Origin of the sequence: Enterobacter sp. BNK-22 (assembly GCF_048684805.1) — a bacterium.
Classification (GTDB): domain Bacteria; phylum Pseudomonadota; class Gammaproteobacteria; order Enterobacterales; family Enterobacteriaceae; genus Enterobacter; species Enterobacter quasiroggenkampii.
The window spans coordinates 1,413,573-1,430,443 of record NZ_JBLQTT010000001.1; the positions used below are offsets into that span (position 1 = coordinate 1,413,573).

At 52.5% G+C, this 16,871-nt stretch carries 16 protein-coding genes and 1 pseudogene; 11 read left to right on the top strand and 6 right to left on the bottom strand.

What is annotated here, in order from left to right:
• Positions 1 to 95: 95 nt before the first annotated feature.
• Positions 96 to 665 carry a hypothetical protein gene (locus ACMGGE_RS06490; RefSeq protein WP_420293555.1) on the top strand — a complete coding sequence of 190 codons (570 nt, stop codon included), beginning with the start codon at positions 96 to 98 and terminating at the stop codon, positions 663 to 665.
• Positions 666 to 914: 249 nt separating this feature from the next.
• Positions 915 to 1,139: a hypothetical protein gene (locus ACMGGE_RS06495; RefSeq protein WP_045910408.1), complete on the top strand. Its 225-nt coding sequence runs from the start codon at positions 915 to 917 to the stop codon at positions 1,137 to 1,139.
• A 134-nt stretch (positions 1,140 to 1,273) separates the two neighbouring features.
• Here the strand turns inward: ACMGGE_RS06495 and ACMGGE_RS06500 are convergent, their stop codons facing one another.
• Complete coding sequence (locus tag ACMGGE_RS06500) at positions 1,274 to 2,995, bottom strand: SulP family inorganic anion transporter (protein ID WP_420293556.1); 1,722 nt, start codon at positions 2,993 to 2,995, stop codon at positions 1,274 to 1,276.
• A 210-nt stretch (positions 2,996 to 3,205) separates the two neighbouring features.
• A pseudogene (locus ACMGGE_RS06505) lies at positions 3,206 to 3,351 on the bottom strand (DUF7661 family protein); the annotation flags it as partial.
• A gap of 221 nt (positions 3,352 to 3,572) precedes the next feature.
• Between ACMGGE_RS06505 and ACMGGE_RS06510 the strand changes: the two are divergent.
• Together ACMGGE_RS06510 and ACMGGE_RS06515 are read left to right on the top strand one after the other, a co-directional pair.
• Complete coding sequence (locus ACMGGE_RS06510) at positions 3,573 to 4,058, top strand: GNAT family N-acetyltransferase (protein WP_050595294.1); 486 nt, start codon at positions 3,573 to 3,575, stop codon at positions 4,056 to 4,058.
• Positions 4,059 to 4,369: 311 nt separating this feature from the next.
• On the top strand, positions 4,370 to 4,918 hold the full coding sequence (locus ACMGGE_RS06515) for a hypothetical protein (RefSeq protein WP_231597206.1): 549 nt from the start codon (positions 4,370 to 4,372) through the stop codon (positions 4,916 to 4,918).
• Between the two features lie 107 nt (positions 4,919 to 5,025).
• On the opposite strand, the gene ACMGGE_RS06520 is transcribed toward ACMGGE_RS06515, so the two are convergent.
• The gene (locus tag ACMGGE_RS06520; protein WP_111966771.1) at positions 5,026 to 5,862 is read right to left on the bottom strand and encodes a MipA/OmpV family protein; all 837 of its coding nucleotides are present in this window, start codon (positions 5,860 to 5,862) and stop codon (positions 5,026 to 5,028) included.
• 203 nt (positions 5,863 to 6,065) lie between these two features.
• Between ACMGGE_RS06520 and ACMGGE_RS06525 the strand changes: the two genes are divergently transcribed.
• From ACMGGE_RS06525 to ACMGGE_RS06535, 3 genes are all read left to right on the top strand, one after another.
• Positions 6,066 to 6,743 carry a response regulator transcription factor gene (locus ACMGGE_RS06525; RefSeq protein ID WP_025911426.1) on the top strand — a complete coding sequence of 226 codons (678 nt, stop codon included), beginning with the start codon at positions 6,066 to 6,068 and terminating at the stop codon, positions 6,741 to 6,743.
• A complete protein-coding gene (locus ACMGGE_RS06530) occupies positions 6,743 to 8,131 on the top strand; it encodes a HAMP domain-containing sensor histidine kinase (protein ID WP_334761812.1) in 1,389 nt (462 codons plus the stop codon). The genes ACMGGE_RS06525 and ACMGGE_RS06530 overlap by 1 nt, the downstream gene beginning before the upstream one ends.
• Before the next feature lie 137 nt (positions 8,132 to 8,268).
• A complete protein-coding gene (locus tag ACMGGE_RS06535) occupies positions 8,269 to 8,748 on the top strand; it encodes an RrF2 family transcriptional regulator (protein WP_025760257.1) in 480 nt (159 codons plus the stop codon).
• Between the two features lie 68 nt (positions 8,749 to 8,816).
• Here the strand turns inward: ACMGGE_RS06535 and oqxB are convergent, their stop codons facing one another.
• Positions 8,817 to 11,972 (bottom strand): multidrug efflux RND transporter permease subunit OqxB, encoded by a 3,156-nt coding sequence (gene oqxB, locus ACMGGE_RS06540; protein WP_021241210.1) that lies wholly within the window; start codon positions 11,970 to 11,972, stop codon positions 8,817 to 8,819.
• Positions 11,973 to 11,996: 24 nt separating this feature from the next.
• Positions 11,997 to 13,172 carry an efflux RND transporter periplasmic adaptor subunit gene (locus ACMGGE_RS06545; protein ID WP_023292563.1) on the bottom strand — a complete coding sequence of 392 codons (1,176 nt, stop codon included), beginning with the start codon at positions 13,170 to 13,172 and terminating at the stop codon, positions 11,997 to 11,999.
• Positions 13,173 to 13,509: 337 nt separating this feature from the next.
• Between ACMGGE_RS06545 and ACMGGE_RS06550 the strand changes: the two genes are divergently transcribed.
• From ACMGGE_RS06550 to asd, 3 genes are all read left to right on the top strand, one after another.
• Positions 13,510 to 13,863 carry a helix-turn-helix domain-containing protein gene (locus tag ACMGGE_RS06550; RefSeq protein ID WP_196346236.1) on the top strand — a complete coding sequence of 118 codons (354 nt, stop codon included), beginning with the start codon at positions 13,510 to 13,512 and terminating at the stop codon, positions 13,861 to 13,863.
• 70 nt (positions 13,864 to 13,933) lie between these two features.
• Positions 13,934 to 14,251, top strand: a complete 318-nt coding sequence (locus ACMGGE_RS06555) for a YebG family protein (protein WP_111966774.1) — start codon at positions 13,934 to 13,936, stop codon at positions 14,249 to 14,251.
• A gap of 305 nt (positions 14,252 to 14,556) precedes the next feature.
• Positions 14,557 to 15,675 (top strand): aspartate-semialdehyde dehydrogenase, encoded by a 1,119-nt coding sequence (asd, locus tag ACMGGE_RS06560; protein ID WP_196364659.1) that lies wholly within the window; start codon positions 14,557 to 14,559, stop codon positions 15,673 to 15,675.
• Between the two features lie 54 nt (positions 15,676 to 15,729).
• Here asd and ACMGGE_RS06565 read toward each other — a convergent pair whose 3' ends face one another.
• A complete protein-coding gene (locus tag ACMGGE_RS06565) occupies positions 15,730 to 16,290 on the bottom strand; it encodes a TetR/AcrR family transcriptional regulator (protein ID WP_262821996.1) in 561 nt (186 codons plus the stop codon).
• Between the two features lie 133 nt (positions 16,291 to 16,423).
• Between ACMGGE_RS06565 and ACMGGE_RS06570 the strand changes: the two genes are divergently transcribed.
• Complete coding sequence (locus ACMGGE_RS06570; RefSeq protein ID WP_196364661.1) at positions 16,424 to 16,855, top strand: VOC family protein; 432 nt, start codon at positions 16,424 to 16,426, stop codon at positions 16,853 to 16,855.
• The last annotated feature ends 16 nt before the right edge of the window (positions 16,856 to 16,871 follow it).

Consider the following 16,871-nt stretch of genomic DNA (forward strand, 5'->3'; position numbering starts at 1 on the left):
ATTCATATCGAAACATGAGTCATGTTAAGATTGATGATATATAATGGCCTTTCCTAAAAAAATGATGCTATCTGTTGATACATACAAAATAAAAAATGACTGGAAAACGCCCTTCCGAAAATAAGTTTAAAAGACTACTTATAACAGCCATAACATTTACCATTTTAGGTGCATGGATCTGGTATATGTCATGGACAACAAGCATCTCCAATTATACCATTTTGCAAAAATCGATTCCTGAATTGACCACGTATATTTCTGTTGGAGTCGTGATTGGCGCGCTTTTGGTTATACGTGCTTTTTTTGTGCACGCCTTTAACCAAACTTTAAAATACTTTGCCAATACTTTCTTATGCGGTTTTTGCCTTGGGTTTGTATTGAGCGTAAATGGTTATGATATTTATGTCTATCTCTTCCCGGACAAAATAATTGGCTATGAATCTGAATATGAGGTTGTCTTTCCGGGGCCTTCGAGAGGTAAGTATGGCCATTGTGAAGCGGGTCTCTGGTTAAAAGATCAGAACACCAACAGATGGATTCAACTTTGTACAAACAAAGAATATCTGCACAGCCACCGTAAGCAGGGAATGACTGGGGTATGGGTAACGGCTCGTGTGAATAATATTGGAAGTTATATTGTGAATTATGAGTTTATTTATTTGTAGGCACTGCCCTATCTATTTTTGTTCCGGCAAAAATGAATGGTACTCAAGGTCCGCTCCTTGCTTATAGCCGTCAGCCTGATACGTCGCACCACAGATTGCGCATTCACAGCGGAGAAACCGGCTATGGGCAGGGTCATCTCAAAATCGAATCAGGATAAAACCTCCCGCATACCCCCACATTTAGTGGTGGATACGTGACGACTGTTCATCTATTCTGCTTTTTCAGCGAACAAACCGGAGTCATTTTTAGTGGATAATCCCATATTTCTGAAAACTATCATTATCTTTATTCTCATCCTGTGGGTAATAGACGTAGTCAGGAGAAAGAAAAAAAAGCGTTATGACTCCGCTATAGCAGAGGCTAATGCCAGAGAACGCTATGAATGGCGCTATCTCAGATGGGGTTGGCAGGCAATACGAGTGGCGGCGGCAGTGTATATCTTTGTTCAGCTGATTCAGTTTTTACTGAGATAGATGGCAGAAGAAGGTAAGACAGGCTAGGAACACCTCACTGTCCAGGCCAACAGTAACTGAGCCTCGGTGGTAGAAATTGTGAGTGTTCCCTGCCTGCCAGTAGCATGCGTTACAAGCCTTTAACCAGTATTTGGTTATGTATCACCGACTGATCCCCCCTCACTCGCACTCTCTTTGCTTTGAATGAACCGAAGTGCCAGGTAAAGGTCTGGCGCCAGAATCATGTCATCATCATTCATTGTTGGCCGACTGTCTTTAAACCAGCGTGTTAACTCCGTTTTCCTGCCCGCAAGGATTAATTTAATCTGTCGGCCTTTCAGGTCACGCTTTAACTCATTAATGGTTGCCAGGACACTGATGTCTGAATAGGTGAAGCAGGCAACGGCATCAATAACCACCCATTTAGGTTGTATGGCTGCCCCATCAACCAGGTTCAATACCCGACGTTTAAAATAAGCCACATTAAAATAGGTCAACGGTGAGTTAAATCGATACATCAGCACGCCCGGGACCATTTTAATATCGGTGGTATTCCCTAACGAGTGAATCATTCCCTCTTCGTCAGTGCCCAGCAGGTGCTCAGAGGGACGAAACACCGTACGAAGGAATTGTAACAACCCAAGCAATACCGCAAGGCCAATCCCCTGGATAACGCCGATAATTAAAACACAGCCAAACGTGAAGAAGGCCAGGCGAAATGCCTGTTTATTTCTGCGCCTCAGGTTCCATAACCCACGTAAATCGATTAATGACCATGATGCATACATTAGAACAATACCTAACGCAGATACCGGAATGTATTGTAATGGCTGAGTGAAAAACAGCACGACAATACCGATGATCAAGGCGGCGACCACGGAAACCAGCTGGCTTTTTCCCCCAACCGAATCATTCACCGCGGTCCGGGAATCGGCACCACTGATAGCAAACCCCTGAGATAACCCCGACATAATGTTCGCAATACCCAGCGCACGGAACTCTGCATCCGCATTAATTTCGTAGCCATTTTTCGCTGCGAAACTGCGGGCGGTCAGCATCAGACTGACAAAACTGACCAACGCCAGGTTCAGCGCCGGGATCACCAAATCACGCATCGGCCCCGGCTGGAACGCCCCCCAGTGGACGACCGGTAAACCAGACTGGAAACCTTCTCCCCCAATCGTGGCAATGCCATATTGTTGTGCCGAGGTCCCCCATACCAGTGCCGTTGTTATCACAATGGCGATTAAAGGTGCTGGCCACTGGCTTCGGTACGTCTTGATCACCATTAAAATAATTAACGTAAAAAGGGATATTCCTACGGTTAATAAATGGCTATCTGAAAGTCGACCTGGCAAGGCGATTATTTTTTCAATAACCTGCGCCTCATCAAGCTTGATCCCCAATACCTTGCCTACTTGCCCGACGATAATCGTCACGGCTACGCCATTAAGTAAACCGGTAAGAATGGGATGCGACAGCAGATCGGCAAGCGCGCCCAGGCGAAATTTACTGGCAAGCAAACACCACCCGCCCATCATTAATGTCATGATGATCGTCAGCTGCCAGTGCAGTTCGGGATTCCCGGCAGAAAGCGGAAATACGACGGCAGCAATCACCGCGCAGGTTGTGGCATCAGGGCCCACAATAAGCTGGCGTGAAGAGCCAAATAGTGCGTAAGCTATCATTGGTAAAACGCAGGAATAGAGCCCTACAATTGCCCCCACACCCGCCAGCTCAGCGTAAGCAATCGCAACAGGGAGCGCGACAGCCGCAACGGATAACCCCGCTTTAACATCATGTTTTAGCCAGCTTTTATCGTAGGCCAACAAATTTTGTAGCCCTGGCATGTAGTTCAACAATAGCTTTCCGAACACGTTATTCTCCGGACATGAATATTACCCACGAAATGTTGCCACACTTTTAAGTGAGGTTCTGGCTTTCAAATGCTCCGGACGGAGGCCCCGCCGCTCAGTTAATGATAAAACTACAGCCATCGTACTATTCTGACGGGTATTAAACATAGTTCATAAACTCCCCCTAGGCCGGAGTTGGCCTGGCCGGATGCTGCAGTGCTGCACGCTGGCAATCTCACCTTCTCTCATATCGTCTGGAATAGCGATGTCATAGAGTCGAGAAAACTTTCTCTCGGTCAGGTCAGCGCGAAATACTAGCCACCGATCGTTCTTACGCTGAACGCCATATGACGTCCAAAAACGTTATAAATAAGCATATGCAATCTCCGCTCATACTCATGAGCCTATGAATCTGTGATACATACGTCAGACAGATCGGCGAGGATAAAAGACAGCCTCCGCTCCTCGCTCAAAACTGCTTAAGCAACTATGGAACAACTGCGTTATTTTCACAATTTGCGGTAGACACCTTTATTGATATAGCTTTATTGCTTTTGTGTTAATTTTAAATTGATACAATTTGCTTAAGGAGACAAGCGTGAACATCACTATCTGCAAACCACACGAATATCCTGATTTGGTTGATATTTTTATCGAGATGGAAAATTATTATAATCAGAATCTTTGCTTGTCCAGAAGTGACATGACCGCATATCTGAGGGATAAGGTCCTTGCAGTCGACTCTAATACCGAAGTTCACAAAGTGGTTTGTGAAGGAGTAATTGCTGCGTTTTCATGTGTATCAGTGATGTACCCTTCACCACGTTTCAGCGGGCAAATGTTTATTAAAGAGCTTTTTGTTTCTGCACCTTTCCGGAGGGCTGGAGTTGGGAGAAAGCTGATGAGTTTTATAGCCAGCCGAGCTCAAGAGCGGGGATGTTTACAACTCGATTGGTTATCTGTGGCAGCAGACCCATTGGCGCAGAAATTTTATGAGTCCCTCGGTGCTCAGGTTATCAAGAGTGTTAACTATCATCGGGTTTCTGGCACAAAAATAAATGAGCTTGCCCGCAGTGCCGGCTGATGTCCTCGGGAAAGACGCTCACCGTTGGTAAAAATAGCATAATGGTGGGCCCACCGTTTGCTCACTGCGGACCTTAAGCTCAGTCAGATCGTCCGCATCGAACCAGAGGCGGACTGTGCCAGCCGTGTACTGAATTGAGATGACCCGCATAGAACTGTCTGACAAGGTCCGCGTTGTCTGCACCGAAAGCGAACATTGTCCCGTTCCCGTGACGCAAGATCTCAACTTTCCGTATGTATGCTAAAATTTGTACAGCTGAAGGCCAAAAATTAGCTCTTATAAATTCAGTACGTTAGCCAAAGTGAGCGAATATGGATAATATTCCACATAAGCAGACAGCACGTAAAAGATACCCCGCATGGCTGTGGTGCGGAAGTTTTTATCTGGTTACATGGAATTGCTCTGCAGATGAAATAAATCTGTATTCTATAAACACTGGCTCATACGTTTATCATCTGACAAATAATCACGGACAATACACGGAGAACTTTGAAAACAAGTTTATATCCGTGGAGAGGAAATTTTCGGACACATCGAAATATAGTGTTGTGCTAGGCACAATGAAAAACAGCTTTAATGACAGATGTCTGGCTGCCGGCGTAAGAAGAGACTGGGCTGGGTGGAATAACGGTTGGGTTTTTAAGGGAATCTATGGATATGTAGGCGAATTTTTCTTTGATACATTCGATGATTGTGGTGACCATGGTTCATACCATGATTTTAAAAAAGTAACCGGGATAGGATTTTCTCCCTACATATATCACGGATTCCAGTATAATTTTACGTCTTATTTTGGCATGGATGTGGGTATTATCATCCCTTCCGTGTTTGTCATCACAGCACAATGGAGCTTTAGATAAAACCGTCAACCACGTGTGCTGTAACTGTCAGCAAGAGGTTCCGCCCCGCCATCTTAACCGGAGCGGCTTATATACGGCTCAAGACCACCAGCCGCCGCAACCCACAATTAAAAACTGTACGTCACCTTCAAACTCCCCGTAGGCGACGTTTTGCGTTGCACAATGGGACTATCACCCGCATCCCCCGTCAGTTGCGTCACGCCCGCAGAGGCAAGTACGCTCCAGCGAGAGGTGAGCTTGTGGGTCCAGTCCAGGTTCATCGACCAGGCATAAACCCCGGCCCCGGCGTCATGTCGGGCAAAGCCCGATGCGGCCGACTGGGTGGCGTTGACCCCGTAATACGTCTGCATATACTTGTCGGATCCCCAACTGCCGGTCAGCGCCAGCGTCACCGCATTTGTTGGTGAAGTATAGAGCGGGCTGCTTAAGCCGAAATGCACCGCCTCTCCGTTGTCTCTCTCAGACACCGGAACCTCAGCCTGCAGCTGCAGATTCAGCCAATCGGTCACCTTGTACCCCAGCCCGGGCACCACGATAGCCGAGCCTTTAATCTCTCCCATCCCTCTCAACTCGTCGCTGCCAGAGCTGATCGAATCGCTGCTTACGTCTTTATCTTTACGGCCAACTCGATAGCTCAGCGCTGCGCTGTAATCCAGGTTGCCAACGTTGTTACCGTAACCGATCCCTCGCGTGGTGCCGATAAAGAAGCCATTTGCCATGGAATAATCCACTACCTGAGCCGCTGAGACGCGGGTTTTATCTGAACCCGAGTAGCGCGGCCCCACATCCACGCCGCCCCCCAGGGTTAAGACGTTACCCTGGCGCTGTTCTTCCGCCAGTACAGGCGTAGCCAGTAACGCCAGAACGACGCCCGGCACGAGGGTTTTCAGGCAGCGGTCCGAAAGTAAATGAGGGAACGTATGACGCAGTTCAATATTTCTCATTAAGGAAGTCCTTATGGATTCAAATGATGACGATGCAGGCGGTTAAACGCCGGAACGCCCATTTTGAAGAGTGACCCTAAGGTTCTTATGAGCCGAAAATGAAGAAACACTGAAGCGCGGGCAGGTGCTGTCATCCGGACAGATTTCCTGCTACCGTTTTTTTCTTAAGTTATTCTTCATTCACGGTTGATACCGTTACCAATGTGAAAATTCTACTTATCGAAGACGACCTGGATCTCGGCAATGGCGTACGTATCGCCCTCTCAGATCAAGGATTTGACGTCATATGGGTTCGCCGTAAAGAGGATGCGTTGCATCAGCTTGACGTCTGCGTGCCGGAACTTATTTTGCTCGACCTGGGGTTGCCCGACGGCGATGGCATGAGCCTGATGACGCGTTTACGTCAGCAACTCAAGGGGATCCCCGTCATCATCCTGACGGCGCGAGGGACGCTGCAGGATCGCCTGTGCGGGCTGGATGCCGGCGCGGACGACTATCTCGTCAAACCCTTTATTCTCGCCGAGCTGCTGGCGAGAGTGCGAGCCCTTGCACGGCGCAGCTACGGTTTTGAAAATGAGGCGATAGAAATTCGCGGGCTATCCCTTCATGTTCCGACGCGCCGCGTGACGGTGAGTGCGCGGCATATCGATTTAACGGCCAGTGAATACGCGCTGCTGGAAACGTTGATGCTGCGCGCGGACCGCGTGCTGACCCGGCGGTTTCTGGAAGAAAGGATATTCGGCAACAAAGAGAACCTCAGCAACGCGCTCGACGTGCATATGGGAAATTTACGGCGAAAAATCGGCGACGGCTATGTGCGAACGGTCCGGGGCGTCGGGTACGTTATTGATACCGTCTCAATACAGAAGGTGACCGGTTAATGCAAAACGTCTGGTATCACCTGAGGCGTCCGACGCTGGTAAGGCGAATTATCATCGCCCAGATGCTGCTGCTTACCCTGCTGTGGTGTCTTTTTTTAACCTTTATTCTGTGGGAGGACCTGCGTAGCCCCCCTATCCTCACGGGCAGTAAAACGTACGAAACCGTTTTTACCCTGGCTGAGCGTATGGACGGACGCCCGCAGGATCGTACCGCCGTGCTGGAGGCCTTCAGCAAGGCGTTGCGTGAAGGTTACGGCGGAGGGGAAGATCCCGTGCTGTCGATTAACCTCATCGTTCGCAAAAATAATACCGTTATTTTTGCCTCCGACGGTGCGCCCGCAGGGGTAACAAACACCCGGTTCGGCGAACTGGAGCATGTTCAGAGTGGTGATCGTACCTGGACCAGTCGCACCCTCAAATCCCCGCACTCCGACGTGGAGGTTACCCTTTTCACCCCAGCCAGCGGCTGGAACTTCTTTATCTATCTGAACTCGCGCGGGTACTACATCCTGCCGCTGCTGGTCTGCTTCCCTTTTCTGCTGTTTCCCGCGTGGCTGTCAATACGCATTGCGATGCGTCCCTGGAATAAGGTGGTCAATGAGATTACGTTACGCACGCCGGACGATCTCTCCCCGTTAAAAGCCGTACCGAAGCACAGAGAGCTTCGCCAGATGGTGGACGCGATCAATGACTTTCTTGCCAGGGTGCGTGAAAGCGCGGAAAGGGAGCGTGTTTTCATCGCGGATGCCGCGCACGAGCTGCGTACGCCCCTCGCGGCGATGCGCATCAACGTGGAGGCGCTGCAGTCCTGGGTCATCAGCGAAAGCCAGCAGGAGCTGCTTGCCGGCGTGATCCGCAGCAACAGCCGCGCCGCGCGTCTCGTCAATCAGTTGCTGCTGATGATGCACAGCGAAGCGCGTATTGATACGGCCATGGAGCCCGTGCCGCTGACGACGCTCATCCAGGCGCGCATGGCCGAGCTGGAGCCCTTAGCGTCTGCGCGCAGGATCGAGCTGGAATTCTTTGCCGAGGATGAAGTGTGGATCTCAGGCGTCAGGGAACGCCTGGTGTCGCTGATTGATAATCTCATTGAGAACGCCGTGAAGTACAGCCCCGAGGGCGGGCGGATTCAGGTCGACGTGCGTGCAGGCGATCGCGTCGTTCAGCTGCGCGTCTCCGATGCGGGCCCGGGTATTCCGGTCGAGCTGCAGGAGCGCGTGTTCGACCGCTTTTTCCGCGATCCCAATCAGGTGCAAAGCGGCAGCGGGCTGGGGCTTGCCATCGTCAAAGCGGTGGCGCAGCAACACAACAGCAGCGTAAATCTGAGTACTTCTGCAGAAGGTGGCCTCCTGGTCACGGTTGACTTCCCGAACCGCACGTTTAGCTAAAGCAGAACAGGGGGTTTGATCGCAAATGCCGCAGATTGCTTCAAAATAATTACCGTATTTGTTATATTGTTGTTTATTGCTTATTCACCTCTGCGGTGCCAAAAAGAACAAGATTCACCGCAACCCAGGACAGAGAAATGTTAGATTACCGCTTCCCGACAGCTTTGCAGATGGTTCTCAGCGTAGCGATGGCGGAGCAATTGGGTGAACGTTCAACGAGTGCGATTCTGGCCTATGGCCTGGAAGCGAACCCGAGCTTCATCCGCAAATTGATGGTTCCGCTGACGCGAGACGGCATTATCGTCTCAACGCTTGGCCGTAACGGCTCCATTCATCTTGGTCGCCCGCCGGAAGAGATCACCCTGCGCGACATCTACCTGTCGGTCATCGAAGATAAAAAGCTGTGGGCGTCGCGCCCTGACGTACCGGCTCGCTGCGTGGTCAGCGCTAACGCGTGCTGGTACTTTAAATCAATTTCCGAAGAGGCCGAGCAGGCGTCGTTAGCGGTACTGGCCCGCCATACTGTAGCAAGTGCCCTGGAAGCGGTGAAAAACGCCGACAGCAGCGGCTGGGATCCGCTCCCCGATCTCATCGCCCAGTATCAAAAAACATCGTAACGTTTTACCTGTTGCGAAAAAAAACCGCCTTCACAGTGAAGGCGGTTTTTTTATTATCAGCAACGTCCCTACGCAGGCAGCACGTCCCTTTCCTCTTTCTTCCCACGCGTGACGAACTTACGCAGCGTCACGTAGAACACCGGCGTCAGGAACAGACCAAACAGCGTCACCCCCAGCATACCGGAGAACACCGTGATCCCGGTGACGCCACGTACTTCTGCGCCCGCGCCGTGGCCGAGGATCAGCGGAATGGTCCCGGCAATAAAGGCGATGGAGGTCATTACAATCGGGCGTAAACGCAGGCGGCACGCCTCCAGCGCGGCCTCCATGATGCCTTTACCCTGAATTTCCAGCTCGCGGGCAAACTCCACGATAAGAATGGCGTTTTTACAGGCCAGCCCCATCAGCACCACCAGCCCCACCTGCACGAAGACGTTGTTATCGCCCCCGGTCAGCCAGACGCCAAACAGCGCGGAGAGCATGGTCATCGGCACGATGAGGATCACCGCCAGCGGCAGCGTCCAGCTTTCATACAGCGCCGCCAGGACCAGGAATGCCAGCAGCACCGCGACCGGGAAGACGATCAGCGCCGTGTTGCCCTGGGTGGCCTGCTGGAAGCTCAGATCCGTCCATTCGATGTTCATCCCGTTCGGCAGGATCTGCTTAGACATCGCGTCCAGCTGCGTCATCGCCTGCGCTGATGAGAGCACGCGCGGGTCGGCATCGCCAATCAGGTCCGCCGCCGGGTAGCCGTTGTAGCGGATCACCGGATCCGGCCCGTAGGTGGTCGTGATGTTCACCATACTGCCAATCGGTACCATCTCGCCCTGGCTGTTACGGGTGCGCAGATTCGCAATATCTTCCACGCTGTCGCGGAACTGCCCGTCGGCCTGTGCCATCACGCGCCAGGTACGTCCGAACTGGTTGAAGTCATTGACGTACGACGAGCCCAGATAGGTTTGCAGCGTCCCGAAGAGATCGGTCAGCGACACGCCCTGCGCTTTCGCCTTATCGCGGTCAACCTGCACGTCCAGCTGCGGCACGTTAGCCTGGTAGGTTGAGATCGGGAAATGCATCCCCGGCGTCTGCATAATCGCACCGGACATGGTGTTCACCGCATTTTGCAGCGCACCATAGCCCAGACCACCGCGGTCCTGGATGTACAGGGAATAGCCCGACCCCTGACCCAGCCCTAAAATCGGCGGCGGCAGGATGGAGAAGCCAAAGCCCTGCTGGATTTGCGCGATTTTCGCGTTAATCTCCGCGTTAATTTCCGCCGCGGAATGTTTACGCTGGTCGAACGGCTTCAGGCCGAAGAAGACCGTCCCGGTATTCGGCGTATTGGTGAACTGCAGCGCATTCAGTCCCGGAAACGCGACCGCATAGTCCACGCCTTCGGTATTCATCCCGATTTCGCTCATTTTGCGGATCACCGCATCGGTGCGGGCCAGCGAAGAGCCTTCCGGCATTTTCACGCCGCCGATCAGGTAAAGCTTGTCCTGCGTCGGAATAAACCCGCCGGGCACCGCTTTAAACATGACGCCTGCGGCACAAAGCAGCAGCAGATAAACCACGAATACCGCGCCGCGTCGTCCCAGCGTTTTGCCCACCAGTCCTTGATAGCCGTTTGAGCTACGGAGGAAGAAGCGGTTAAACGGACGGAAAATCCAGCCGAACAGACGATCGATAAGCCGGGTCGGAAAATCTTTCGGCGCGCCGTGCGGCTTTAACAGCAGTGCCGCCAGCGCCGGAGAGAGCGTCAGCGAGTTAATCGCTGAAATCACCGTAGATATCGCGATCGTCACCGCAAACTGCTTGTAGAACTGGCCGGTAACGCCCGACAGAAACGCCATCGGCACAAACACCGCGCACAGCACCAGTGCAATCGCGATAATCGGCCCGGACACTTCACGCATCGCCTGGTGCGCAGCCGCCAGCGGCGCAAGCCCCTCTTCGATATTTCGCTCGACGTTTTCCACCACCACGATGGCGTCGTCCACCACGATACCGATGGCCAGCACCAGCCCGAACAGGCTGAGGGTATTCAGCGAGAAGCCCAGCAGGTAGAGAATGCTGAAGGTACCCACCACCGACACCGGCACCGCGATCAGCGGAATGATCGACGCGCGCCAGGTTTGCAGGAACAGTATGACCACCAGCACGACCAGCACCACGGCTTCCAGCAGCGTCTGCACCACCGCACGGATCGAATCACGCACGAAGACCGTCGGATCGTAAGGTGCCGCCCACTTCATGTCTGCCGGGAAGCGCGTGGACAGTTCGTCCATTTTCGCGCGCACCGCGTTAGACAGATCGATGGCGTTCGCCCCCGGCGACTGGAAGATACCAATCCCGACCGCGTCTTTATTGTTCAGCTGGGAACGCAGCGCATAGCTCCCGGAGCCCATTTCAATCCGCGCCACGTCGCGCAGGCGGACGACCGTACCATCCTGCGTTGTTTTCAGGACAATATTGCCAAACTCTTCTTCGGTATGCAGGCGGCCCTGGGCGTTAATGGAGATCAGGAAATCGCTCTCTTTCGGCAGCGGCTCGGCGCCAAGCTGACCGGCGGAGACCTGTACGTTTTGCTCCTGCATCGCCGTGACCACGTCCGAGGCGGTCAGACCGCGCGCCGCCACTTTATTTGGGTCCAGCCAGACGCGCATCGCGTACTCGCCGGAGCCGAAAATCTGGATCTGGCCGACGCCGGGCAGGCGCGCCAGCTCATCTTTCACCTTCAGCGTGGCGTAGTTGCGCATATACAGCGAGTCGTACTTACCGTTTGGCGAAAACAGATGCACCACCAGCGTCAGCGTGGGCGACTGCTTCTGGGTGGTAATGCCCAGACGCCGCACGTCCTCCGGCAGACGCGCCTCGGCCTGCGCGACCCGGTTTTGCACCTGAACCTGCGCCTGGTCAGGATCAGTCCCCGGACGGAAGGTCACGGTAGTCACCAGCACGCCGTCCGAACCCGCGACGGATTTCATGTACATCATGTTCTCAACGCCGTTGATCGCCTCTTCCAGCGGCGTCGCCACGGTCTCGGCAATCACTTTCGGGTTGGCGCCCGGGTACTCCGCGCGCACCTGCACGCTTGGCGGCACGACGTCAGGATATTCGCTCACCGGCAACAGCGGGATGGCGATTAACCCTGTGATAAAAATCAGAATCGACAGGACGGCAGCAAAGATCGGCCTGTCGATGAAAAAGCGGGAAAAGTCCATGGGTTGGATTCTCAGGTCAAGGGATCAGTTGAGGGCGCTGGTGGCGGTCATGGCAACGGTTTTGGCGTTAACCGGCATACCCGGCATAAACACTTTCTGTAAACCCTCGACGATGACTTTGTCGCCAGGGTTCAGCCCCTGCCGCACAATGCGTAAACCGTCTGCCAGACGTCCCGGCGTAATGTCGCGACGCTGCGCTTTCCCCTCTTTATCCACGATATAGACGTATTTACGATCCTGATCGGTCAGCACCGCCTTGTCGTCGATAAGCGTGGCTTTGAACTCCGCGCTGCCCGGCAGGCGTACGCGGGCAAACAGTCCCGGCGTGAACTGACGCTGTGAGTTATCCAGCAGCGCGCGCATGCGGATGGTCCCGGTGCTCGGCGTGAGCTGGTTATCCAGGAAATCCACTTTGCCCTGGTGGGGATAGCCCTCCTCGCCCGTCAGGCCAATCTCAACCGGCAGCGCCGTGTGATTGCTGGACGCCCCCTGCCCGCTGCGGGCCAGGTTTTGATAGTGAAGATAGGTTGACTCGTCCACGTCAAAGTAGACGTACACCGTCTTCTGCGAGACCAGCGTGGTGAGGACGCTGGCAGTGTCGCCCGCAGTCACCAGGTTCCCGCTGGTGATCAGCGCCCGGCTGGCGCGACCATCGATAGGCGCGGTCACTTTGGTGAAGTCCAGGTTGAGCTGGGCTGCGTCAACCGCCGCCTGCGCGGCGCGAATGTCGGCCTGCGCCTGAACGGCAGCCGAACGTCGCTGCTCCCACTCTTCCCGTGAGACCAGATGGGTATTGATCAGCTTATCGGTACGGTTAGCCTCACTTTGCGCGAGGCTGGCCTGCGTTTTGGCTCTCGCCAGGTTCGCCTGCGCCTGTTCCAGCGCGGCGCGATAGGTACGATCATCAATGGTGAACAGCACCTCGCCCTTCTTCACTTCCTGGCCGTCGGTGTAATTCACCTTGTCAATGTAGCCGGACACGCGCGGGCGCAGCTGAACGCTCTCCACCGCTTCAATCCGGCCGTTAAAGCTATCCCACTGGCTAATCGATTTCACCACCACGTCAGCGGCACTCACGGCAGGCGCAGGTGGCGCGGCATTTTGCGCGACGCTGTTATCGCATCCGACGAGCAGCACGGAGAGCAACATTGCCCCCAGCGCGCTCAGATGAGAATTACCCCAGGTTTTTTGCAGGCTCATTATTTTTATTCCGATAATTGTCGCCACCGGGCAAGACGCAGCAGGAGGCACCGCGCCACTTCCTTTGTCCGGGGGCTGTCTTAAGGCCATTTGTGTCGTTCATCGCCACAAAACTGTAACAGTTGCGAATACACTATTCGCGGCGATTGTAGGAAGGCGCTTAACTAAGTGCAAGAATAATTGTTGCACTTTATGTGCTATTTGAGTGGATGTGAAAAGACCCGTTTCGGTCAGGGATTTAAATGCAACAATAAAACTTGCAATTACTGCAAAAACGCGCCACCTTTAAATGCAACAGACAAAGATACTTTTTCATCCGCTGCGTGGGGGTAACCAGATGAACACTGGCGCATTTATGCATGATTTACTCGACTGGATCGACAACAACCTGGACAGCCGACTGGACATTGAGACCGTCGCCAGGCGTTCCGGCTACTCGAAATGGCACCTCCAGCGCCTGTTCAAAGAGCATACGGGCTATCCCCTCGCCGGGTATATTCGCGCGCAAAAGCTGCAAAAATCGGTTGAGCGGTTATCCCGCAGCGATGAACCGATTCTGAACGTGGCGATCGCGCTGGGCTTTGACTCCCAGCAATCCTTCAACCGCAGCTTCAAGCGTCAGTATGGTCAGGCGCCTGGGGCATGGCGACGCAGTATGGGTGGCCCGGAAACACAGCAGCTTCGCCAGTAATGCATATTTTGCTGCAACATCGATCTGTTGCTGCTATACTGTATATAAATACAGTATAGCGAGGTGCACGATGGCTGTTGAAACAAAATTTGTTGTCGTAAGAAAAGGTGAAGAGAAAATGACATTTGCCAGTAAGAAAGAGGCTGACGCTCACGACAAGCTGCTTGATATGGCCGACGCGTTCACCGACTGGCTGTTGCAAAGCGGAATGCAGATGGATGAAACGCAGGCTGAAAATCTTGGCCTGTATCTCGCCGAGCAGAAAGAGACCGTGCAGCATATTCTGCGTACCAGCAAGCTTCCCGATCTCACTGCTCCAGCTATAGCGGATAAAACAGAATCCGACGCGGCTGACACGAAAAAAATCAGGGCTGTGAAAGCGGCCTGATTGTCAGAAAAATCATCACTCATTTTGAACTATTCACCAGGCCCGGCAGCCAATTCCGGGCTCACTCTTTGCCAGAGATTCCCTCCTTAATAACTGCTCTTTCATTCTTCAATCACAGTCATTGCACGTCATGCCTGCGATCGTTTTTAAACTGATGGTTTTATCAGGTATAAATATCGCTGATGTCATATGAAACATTTTAATAATGAAGGAATTAGCTGCAGTCCGTAGTGATCTTCATCCTGGGATGAGATATAACCTGCTGCGGAAATTAACATTCTTGTAACGTTGATAAGGCTAAACAAATGAAGCAGGTTGGTATTGTTGGTTGGCGAGGAATGGTCGGTTCTGTTTTATTACAGAGAATGGTCGAAGAGAACGACTTCGACGGTATCTCAGCGCATTTTTACAGTACTTCAAGCGCCGGGGCCGCCGGTCCAGTCATTGGCGGCGTCAGCTACACACTCAAAGATGCTAATTCCATCAGTGATCTGGCCGAAATGGATATCATCATTACCTGTCAGGGCGGTGATTACACAAAAGCAATCTACCCTGCTTTGATTAATCGTGGCTGGCAAGGCTACTGGATTGACGCGGCCTCAGCGCTACGGATGGATGAGAAAGCCTGCATTATTCTCGACCCCGTCAATCGCCCCACGATTGATCGTGCCGTTAAAGAGGGAATTAAACTTTTTGTCGGTGGCAACTGTTCCATCACGCTGAGTCTTATGGGGCTGGCTGGGTTGATTAAGGCTGACCTGATCGAATGGATGAGCGTTATGACCTATCAGTCTGCATCAGGTGCGGGGGCGCAATATGTCAGGGAATTAATTGTTCAAAGTGCCTGGATCAGTAAGCATTTGTCCTCTGATGAACTGGCATCATCAGGTTCAGTGCTGCCTTTAGTCAATAAAGTCAGTACGTTAATTAACAGCGCTGACATGCCGATACAGAATTTCGGCGCGCCTTTAATGGGCAGTATTATACCGTGGATTGACAGCGATTTGGGGGATGGTAATAGCCGTGAAGAGTGGAAAGGTGAAGCCGAAACAAACAAAATTCTTGGTTTGTCTCCTGGTGCGATCCCGGTCAATGGATTGTGTATTCGTGTTGGCGTGATACGCTGCCACAGCGCCGCAATCACCCTGAAGCTCAGGCGTGACGTCAGCGAAGAAGAATTCGCAGCGTTAGTGACGCATTCTCATCCCTGGGTTAACTATGTGCCCAATAACAAGGTTGAAAGCGTCAGTAAATTGACCCCGGCTTATATCAGCGGTTCGCTTCAGGTTGGTATTGGCCGTTACAAGAAGATGTCACTTAACAACGATCCAATCTATTCGGTTCTGACGGTTGGCGATCAGCTATTGTGGGGCGCGGCGGAGCCCTTGCGCCGCATGTTGAATATTCTGCTGGGCAAAATCTAAGACATATTTTCTGAATAAAAGCATCTACTGAACAGGTGCTTTTATTGTATTGCCTCAGCGGGTTCGTGCCAACGCCGCCAAAATCATTTCACGCGCGTGACGCAATACCGATTTTATTTCGCCTGCCGGGATATCAGCGAGCCCCAGTCCGCGTAGCAGGAATATGCCTTCTACAGCGAGAAACGCGTGCCTGACATCGGCCGTCTCCTCTCCAGCCTCGCGTAGTGGTTCGAGGAGTGAGCGATACAGGTTGCGAACGGGTTCCAGCATACCTGGCGCATGCACGAGAGCCGTGATAAGAAACGCCGCCATCTGTGTTACAGCATCCTCCTCCTCCAGCGCTTCCTCGATGTGCGCAAGAATTAATTCTCGTGGTCCTGCGGCGGTATCTTTAAGACGCTGGCTGACTGCCTGCTGGAAACGCGTCACTTCGCGCTCAAGCACGGCGTATATCAGGCCATCCTTTGATGAAAAGGTATACACAAGGCCGCCTTTACTGATGCCAGCACGCTCCGCGACGGCATCCAGCGTAAATATCCGCCCTCCAGACTCAAGGATGATGCTTTCAGCAGCATCTAAAACGTGCTCTCTGTCGATCTCTTTTTTACGTGTCACAACTTCCCCTTGCCTTTTTCGACTGATCAGTCGCATAATGTTTTCGACTGGCCAGTCAGATTAGCACTGCGATCCTGGTACGACAAGATCGCTCCTGTAACTTTCCACCACTAAACACATATAAGGCAATGAAATGGAAGAGTGTTTCCCATCTGCAGCCATCGCACACTTTGTCATGAAAGTGAAAAATATTGAGTCGAGTTACGATTTTTATCAGGGGTTAGGTCTTCGCGGATTCGACAAATTTCCCGGAATGGCAATCATCGAACTACGCGGCGGCACACATTTATTGTTAGCGGCAAAAGACGATCCAATAACCGATACGCTTCACGACAGCCGTGTCGGCCAGCGCTCTGATTTTATTTCCGAAAAAATTGATCTGATGATCGCGGGTCATTCCAAATCAGATCTTGAGACTTATCGAACCGGATTGATTGAAAAAGGGTATTCCCCTTTGGAAATTGCAGAAGGTTCGCTGTATGGACATTATTACTTCTCCATGCAGGACCCTGATGGCAATGGCGTGAGTTTCTATACCAGCCACTGTGACGATAAGCCTGTCTGACATATCGTCTGGGTTT